The 7,350-nt window shown below is 58.5% G+C and carries 6 protein-coding genes; 2 read left to right on the top strand and 4 right to left on the bottom strand.

What is annotated here, in order from left to right:
- The coding region (locus tag NCN04_RS05550) for a SpoIID/LytB domain-containing protein (protein ID WP_250395434.1) at positions 1 to 1,334 on the top strand (1,334 nt) is incomplete at its 5' end.
- Between the two features lie 6 nt (positions 1,335 to 1,340).
- The gene (locus NCN04_RS05545) at positions 1,341 to 2,744 is read left to right on the top strand and encodes a glycosyltransferase family 2 protein (protein ID WP_250395433.1); all 1,404 of its coding nucleotides are present in this window, start codon (positions 1,341 to 1,343) and stop codon (positions 2,742 to 2,744) included.
- A 20-nt stretch (positions 2,745 to 2,764) separates the two neighbouring features.
- Here NCN04_RS05545 and NCN04_RS05540 read toward each other — a convergent pair whose 3' ends face one another.
- The 4 genes from NCN04_RS05540 to NCN04_RS05525 all read right to left on the bottom strand — a co-directional run.
- Positions 2,765 to 4,744, bottom strand: a complete 1,980-nt coding sequence (locus NCN04_RS05540; protein WP_250395432.1) for a DNA polymerase III subunit gamma/tau — start codon at positions 4,742 to 4,744, stop codon at positions 2,765 to 2,767.
- Between the two features lie 23 nt (positions 4,745 to 4,767).
- The gene (locus NCN04_RS05535) at positions 4,768 to 5,463 is read right to left on the bottom strand and encodes a lecithin retinol acyltransferase family protein (RefSeq protein WP_048347649.1); all 696 of its coding nucleotides are present in this window, start codon (positions 5,461 to 5,463) and stop codon (positions 4,768 to 4,770) included.
- Between the two features lie 12 nt (positions 5,464 to 5,475).
- Positions 5,476 to 6,831, bottom strand: coding sequence for an ATP-dependent protease ATP-binding subunit ClpX (gene clpX, locus NCN04_RS05530; protein WP_011618053.1), 1,356 nt, complete (start codon positions 6,829 to 6,831; stop codon positions 5,476 to 5,478).
- Between the two features lie 88 nt (positions 6,832 to 6,919).
- On the bottom strand, positions 6,920 to 7,350 hold a 431-nt coding region (locus NCN04_RS05525), incomplete at its 5' end, for an ATP-dependent Clp protease proteolytic subunit (RefSeq protein WP_250395431.1).

The raw sequence follows: 7,350 nt of genomic DNA, 5'->3' as shown, positions 1-7,350 counted from the left end.
GTCAGGAGTCCCTGCGTTTGAGGGATGCATCTGGAGCGGAGGTTGCAGAGGCAAGGTCGCTGCGTCTCAGCTGGCGACTTGCTCCTTTGGCTGAACCTGTGGAGATTGCACGCCAGATTGCTGGCCCCTTCGCCAGTTTTGAATCAGCGGAACGGATTGCCAATCGTTGGCGTTATCAAGGTGTGGTTGCCCGTGTCGCCCATCCCGGCGACTGGGAGGTGTGGGCACCCATGGATGCTGAGCCGCTTGAAGGGGTCTCGGTGCGGAGATGGATGCGCACGGTGAAAACGGAAATGAAAGTCGTCTGGGAGGGCCCATCGGGTGGACGCACGTTGCAGGGTCCGCTGATGCTGGCGGCTCCGAACGGTCTTCTTTGGCAGGGAGGCGTTCTGCGTGGCCCATTTCGTCTTCAGCCGGATGCCTACGGCAGTTGGACATTGCTCGAACAAGTTCCGCTGGAGCGTTATTTAGAGGGGGTGGTTCCCCACGAAATTGGCGCCGGATCTCCAAGGGCGGCACTCGAGGCTCAGGCGGTGTTGGCGCGCACCTGGGCCCTGGCGAATAGCCATCGGTTTGCAATCGATGGCTATCACCTCTGCAGTGATACGCAGTGCCAGGTGTACAGCGATCCCCGTCAAGCCAGTGCTGCTGTGCGTCAGGCGATTCGTGCCACGTCAGGACAAGTGTTGACTTGGAATGGCGAGCCGATTCAAGCCTGGTATCACGCCAGTAATGGTGGAGTGATGGCTGGAGGAGATGAGGCCTGGGCGATGGACTCACTTCCTTACGTTCAGGCCCGTGCCGACGGCTCAGCGGCATGGGTCAATGGAATGGCGTTGCCAATGAAGGACGCCTCCTCCGTGAGTGGCTTGCTGGCGCGCAGCGAGGGGGCCTATGGCACGAATCACCCCCGTTTTCGTTGGTCGCGAACCTATAGCGCTGGCCAAGTGGCCCAGGCTTTACGTGCAGCTGGTCTTCCTTCTGGTGTCCCCGATGATCTCAGAGTTGAGAAGAGAGGTGCGAGTGGAAGAGTGCTTGCTCTCGACATCGAGATGATGGGTGATGGAGAGGCGGTCCTGTTGCAGCTGGATGGCATCCGTCGCACCCTGCGTCGCCTTCCCAGCACATTGTTTGTGATTGAGAAACTTGGGCTCGATCGATGGCGTTTTAACGGTGGAGGATTTGGTCATGGAGTGGGCCTCTCGCAAGCTGGTGCCATCGATTTGGCGGCTCGGGGTTGGAGCTTTGAACGGATCCTTAGTCACTACTACCCGGGCACAACATTGACTGCGGTTCAGCCGTCGGCGAGCTCCCTAACTGGTCAGGCCCCTTAAAGTCCCATGACTTCGAATGGTGACAGGGTGTTGGCCGCAGGGACAGGCGACCGCCGGCGCGGCAAGACAGCCCTGTTTGTGGTGGCTTGCGGTTGCGCTGGAGCCGCACCCCATTGGCTTGATCCCTCCAGGAGCCTCATCCCTTCGCTCACGCTTGCGCTCGTGCTGGGTGGGTATTCCCTCAGCACAACGCTTCGAGGCTCTGACGAGAGTGCTAGTCCCGCGAATGGCACGCCTGCAATTTATGGGGATGAGCCCTCAAGTACAGACTCCTCTTCGGTTGTAGAACCCGCCGTAGTCGACAGCCTTGCCTCTTGGCCCAACGTGGACGTGGTGGTGGCGGCCAGGGATGAAGAGGCTGTGGTGGCACGTTTGATGGAACGCCTGGGCGCACTTCGCTATCCAGCGGGCCAACTCACCACCTGGATTGTTGATGACGGCAGCGAAGACAAAACTCCAGATCTGTTGGATGAACTGAAGCCTCAGTACCCCAACTTGAACGTGATTCGCCGGCAGCGCAATGCAGGTGGAGGGAAGTCGGGTGCGTTAAATGCTGCGTTGGCTCAAAGCAGTGGGGAGTGGATTCTCGTGCTGGATGCCGATGGTCAGATCAGTGACGACCAACTGGAACGCTTGATTCCTATCGCCGTGATGGGTGATTGGTCTGGGGTGCAGATGCGCAAAGCGGTGACGAATGCTGATACCAACTTGCTGACGCGGGTCCAGGCCATGGAGATGGCATTTGATGCGTTGATTCAGCAGGGGCGCCTGTTGGGCGGAGGGGTCTCTGAACTTCGTGGCAACGGGCAGTTGCTGCGTCGTGATGTGTTGGAAGCCTGCGGTGGCTTCAATGAGGACACGGTCACGGACGACCTGGACCTTAGTTTTCGTTTTTTGCTCCAGGGTGCGCGCACAACGCTGCTTTGGAATCCACCGGTGCGAGAAGAAGCGGTGGAGTCCATTTCGGCGCTTTGGAAGCAGCGACAACGTTGGGCAGAAGGAGGGTTGCAGCGCTTCTTTGATTACTGGCCGGGGTTGCTATCCAATCGCCTAACGGTCGGTCAGAGACGTGACCTGGCTTGCTTTTTCTTGCTTCAGTACGCCCTCCCTGTTCTCTCCTTTGCCGACTTGGTCACCAGTGTGATCACGCGTACCTCACCGGCTTACTGGCCCTTGTCGATCGTGGCGTTTGGCGTGTCAGGCGTTGCGTATTGGAGAGCGTGCCGCCGCTTCAGCGAAGGCCCTGCCCTACCTCAACCCGATCCATTTTCATTGCTGTTGGGTATTGCCTACCTCAGCCATTGGTTCTTTGTCATTCCCTGGGTCACGTTGCGGATGGCAGTGCTTCCCAAGACATTGGTTTGGGCAAAAACCAGCCATCGCGGGACTGAAGAGACGGTCAAAGCCTGAGCGTTGACGGTTGAAACGGTTTAGTCATTGTCCAGTTCCACATCCAGGATCTGACCGTTAAAAAAGTCGGCAAAGCGCTTCACTTTTTCATCCATGATTGAAGGGGGGCTCACGTCCGCTGGTGGAGGGAGAGTTGGCGAGCCCATGGATGGGGAGCCCGGTCCAGAGATCTCTGTTGAGACGACGCTGGGCGGTTTCGAGCTTGCAGGCGGTGAGCTTGTTGCAGGCGCTACCGCCGGAGTGATGGGTGGTGTTTGCACTGCAGGCATCGCGACCGGCGATTGAGATACTGGCTTCGGTTGAGTCGGCGCTGGTTGAGTCGGCGCTGGTTGAGAGACCGCTGGTTGAGGAGGCTGGGCCTGAGACGCCGTTGGATCGGTGATCGGCGTGGATGGTGATGCTTGCGTTGCGGCGGCGGCTGGTGTTGAGGCCATCGGGGCTGCGCCACCGTGGTTTTCCAAAACCAGTTGTCGGTTCCCGCCAATGGAACGTTTGATGGCTTGCTCCAACAAACTGGCCCGGCTTTGCACCATCCCCATCCAGTTTCCAGCCACCTGCACGACAGCGCGATGGGGATCGAGTCGGACCAGTTGCGCCTGCTGTGACAGCAGCATTCGGGTGGAGGGGAGCTCGAGACTGGCGAGAATCTGTTGCCATAGTTCAGCCAGATTGTGGCTGTCAGGGTCTGGCTCTTGCGCTGATCGCGGCGTCGGAGGAGGCTCTGAGCTCACGACCGGTTGCGGACTCGTGTTGGGAAGGCTGACGGGTGATGGTGCTGGTGTTTCAGGTGTTGGAGCTGTGTTGGTGACCGCCGGTGTGCTGATGGCTGGAGGATTACTTGCTTGAGCGCTGCTTGGTGGCTTGCTGTCCGGTGCTGCAGAACTGGGTTTTGCAACGGGGAGCTCGGCGTCAGCAAGGAGGCCAAGCAGCAACACTTCAAGCCACAACCTTGGTTGCACGCTTTGACGCAGTTGCTGTTCGCTGCCTTTGAGTTGTGCTTGCCAGTAAAGAAGTCGCTGACGGCCTAGGCGTTTCGCGAGTGCAGGCAACTGCTTTCGAAATTGTGGTGATACCCCGGTGAGCTCTGGGCGGTCCGGTGCGACAGCCATCAACACCAGGTCGCGCAAAATGCCCGCCAACCCTTGGAGTACAGCACCGGGATCCCGGCCACGATCCAGCAGGCGTCTGCTCGCCTCCAGAAGCGTGAGCGGTTCTCCCTCCGCCAGTGCTTCAGCCAGGTTGAGAAGCTCTTGCTCTGGAACGGCTCCTAAGAGGTCCCAGACCGCATCCGCCTTGATCGGTCCCGGGAGGAGGCTGAGCTGATCAAGCAGGCTTTCTGCGTCGCGCAGGCCTCCTTGGGCGCGTTGGGCCACCACATGCAGGGCCTCTGGTTGGATCGGGATCGCCTCCTGCTCGGCAATCCAGGCGAGGTGCGAGTTCAAAGCCTCGAGGGGAATCCGCCTGAAGTCAAAGCGTTGGCAGCGGCTCAGGATTGTGGGAAGCACCCGTTGGGGATCGGTTGTGGCCAACACGAACACCACCTGCGGCGGTGGCTCTTCCAAGGTTTTCAGCAGCGCATTAAATGCGGCTGTGGAGAGCATGTGGCACTCATCCACCACGTATACCTTCCAGCGCGCTTGCACAGGGGCGAACCGGGAGCGTTCGATGAGATCGCGAATATTGTCCACACCGGTGTTGGACGCGGCATCGATCTCGATCACATCCAGGGCTGTGCCCAGTGCAATCGATCTGCAGAGCTCACAAGTCCCGCAGGGCTGGGGCGTTGGGCCGTCGTGGCTGAGGCAATTGAGGGAGCGCGCCAGGATTCTGGCGCTGGACGTTTTGCCGGTTCCGCGCGGGCCGCTGAACAGATAGGCCGGTGCGATACGTCCGGAGGTGAGGGCATGGCCGAGGGTGGCGGCAATCGCCTCCTGACCCACCAGCTGATCAAACCGTTGAGGACGGTATTTGTGATGCAGCGGCTGATAGGCCTGACTCATGCACTACCCGCAAGACGTTGAGGTTACTCAGCTTGATCGCTGATGGAAGGCCCATGTTGCTCGTTGAGCAAATCGTTGATGCGTTGCTCGAGTTCTTCTAAGGCTGCGAGTTCATCGGCGAGGCTTTGCCCTGCTTTGAGTAGCTTTCTGCCCTGTCCTCCGTAGCGATCGCTGGCGCCATTGTTGGGGCCGCCGCGGATCCATCCCTCAGCCTGCTCAAGCTTGCCTTCCAGCTGGGTGAGCAAGTTTTCACGGAGTTTTTTGAGCTGCGATAGGCCGCGGCGAGCGCGATCTCGGGATTGTTCATTCACCAACCCTTGCTTCAGGAGCAATCGAAGTCCCGTGAGAAGTGCTGCGGGCATCAGCTGGCCGATTGCCAAAGCGCCGAGGCTGGAGGTGTGCAGGAAGTTCTCAACTTGCCCGCTCTGATGTCGGCCGGTTTTGCACCAGCTGGCGAAGTGCTCGCAGTTGTTGAAGAGCAGGTTGTAGCGCTGTTCGCCGATGCGACTCATGGCGCGCCGCAGTGTGACGCCCGCTGGAGATGGATTCTCATGCTCCACAACGCTGGTTTCTAACCCGCGTTTGAACTCCTCCAACGGGCTGCGCAGAATTTCTCGTCCCTCCAGGTAATGGGCGATGGTGCCATCGCCCAGATCGATGCCGTGATGCAGAAATAAACCGTGTTGGCGTGGAACTGAAAGATGGTCAGCGGCAGCCATTCAGGGTGACGTTCAAGCCGACTCTTTGTGCTGCTTGGTGCCGGGGAGAGGAAGCACCTTGCCACCGGTGTGTTCTTCGACCATGGCTTTGGTGATCGTGAAGGCAGTCACGTTTTGATCGGAGGGAAGCTCGTACATCAGATCAAGCATCAACTCCTCCACGATGCCGCGCAGGGCTCGGGCTCCTGTTTTGCGACGGTGAGCTTCTTTTGCAATTGCCTCAACGGCCTGGGCTTCGAAGTCCAGTTGCACGTTGTCCATGCTCAAGAGAGTGCTGAATTGCTTCACCAGGGCGTCGCGTGGCTCGGTGAGAATCGACTCAAGTGCGTGTTCGTCTAAGGGTTCAAGCACTGCGCTCACAGGCATGCGCCCAATGAACTCTGGGATGAGGCCGTATTTGACCAGATCATCGGGTTCGAGATGGCGGAGCACCTGGGCAGCTTGGATATCGCGGGTAGCGCGGTTGCGCCCCCTTCCATCGTTCGGCACAAAGCCGATGGCATTGCGGCCCATGCGTTTCTGCACCACGTCATCGAGGCCCACAAAGGCTCCACCACAAATGAACAGGATTTGGCTCGTATCGATCTGGATGCAGTCCTGGTAGGGATGCTTGCGACCACCCTGAGGAGGCACGTTGGCCACGGTGCCCTCCAGCATTTTCAAAAGGGCCTGTTGAACGCCTTCCCCAGACACGTCGCGTGTGATCGAGGGGTTTTCGCTTTTGCGAGCGATTTTGTCGATTTCATCGATGTAGATGATCCCTCGCTGAGCCTGTTCCACATCCATATCGGCTTTCTGCAGCAGCCGTAGCAGGATGTTTTCAACGTCTTCTCCGACGTAGCCAGCTTCTGTGAGGGTGGTGGCATCGGCAACGGCGAAAGGCACATCGAGCATTTCCGCCAGGGTTTGGGCCAGTAGCGTTTTGCCGCAGCCGGTTGGACCGATCAACAAAATGTTGCTCTTATGCAGTCTGGTGGCCGTTTGGGCGGCTTCCCCCTGGCCGTCGCCTTGCCAAGCCAGGCGTTTGTAGTGGTTGTAGACAGCTACAGACATCACCTTCTTCGCCGCCTCCTGACCAACAACTTGTTCGTCGAGGAAACCCTTGATCTCTTGGGGTTTGGGGATCGTGGCCAGCGTTGGGGCAGGTTTGCTGGTTTTGCGCGTGCCGCCTGCAGCAGTTTTTTTGGAAGGTTCGGCGCCGTGACGGGGATTTCCCTGGGCGTCGATCAGCTCTTCATCAAGAATCTCGTTGCAGAGATCGATACATTCATCACAGATGTAAACCCCAGGACCTGCGATCAGCTTGCGCACTTGCTCCTGGGACTTTCCGCAGAAAGAGCACTTCAGATGGGCGTCAAATTTGGCCATCGGGCTCTGGACACATCAAACGGAAAGACAGAACCGGTCGGAGTGGGATCGGACTGAGTACGTAGGATCGTTGGGAAAGTGGGCTGTGTCAGCCCCCCGTAATGATTCCTTCGCCTCCGAGATTGTCCACAACGCGATCGATCAATCCGTATTCAACCGCTTCTGCTGGAGAAAGGAAGTAGTCCCGTTCGGTGTCCTCTGTGATTTTGGCGAGCGGCTGGCCGGTATGCCCCGCCATCAGACCGTTCAGGGTTTCCTTAAGAAATAAAATTTCCTGCGCCATGATTTCGATGTCCACGGCCTGACCTTGGGCACCACCTAAGGGTTGGTGAATCATGATCCTGGCGTTGGGCAGTGCTAAGCGTTTGCCTTTGCATCCTCCGCTGAGCAGAAATGCTCCCATTGAGGCAGCGAGGCCATAGCAGATGGTGACGACATCTGGAGCCACTTGCTGCATCGTGTCGTAGATCGCCAAACCTGCTGTAATCGAGCCCCCCGGTGAATTGATGTACACCTGGA

Origin of the sequence: Synechococcus sp. MU1655, assembly GCF_023630655.1 — a bacterium.
GTDB lineage: Bacteria > Cyanobacteriota > Cyanobacteriia > PCC-6307 > Cyanobiaceae > Synechococcus_C.
This window is presented reverse-complemented; position numbering and strand designations above follow the sequence as displayed.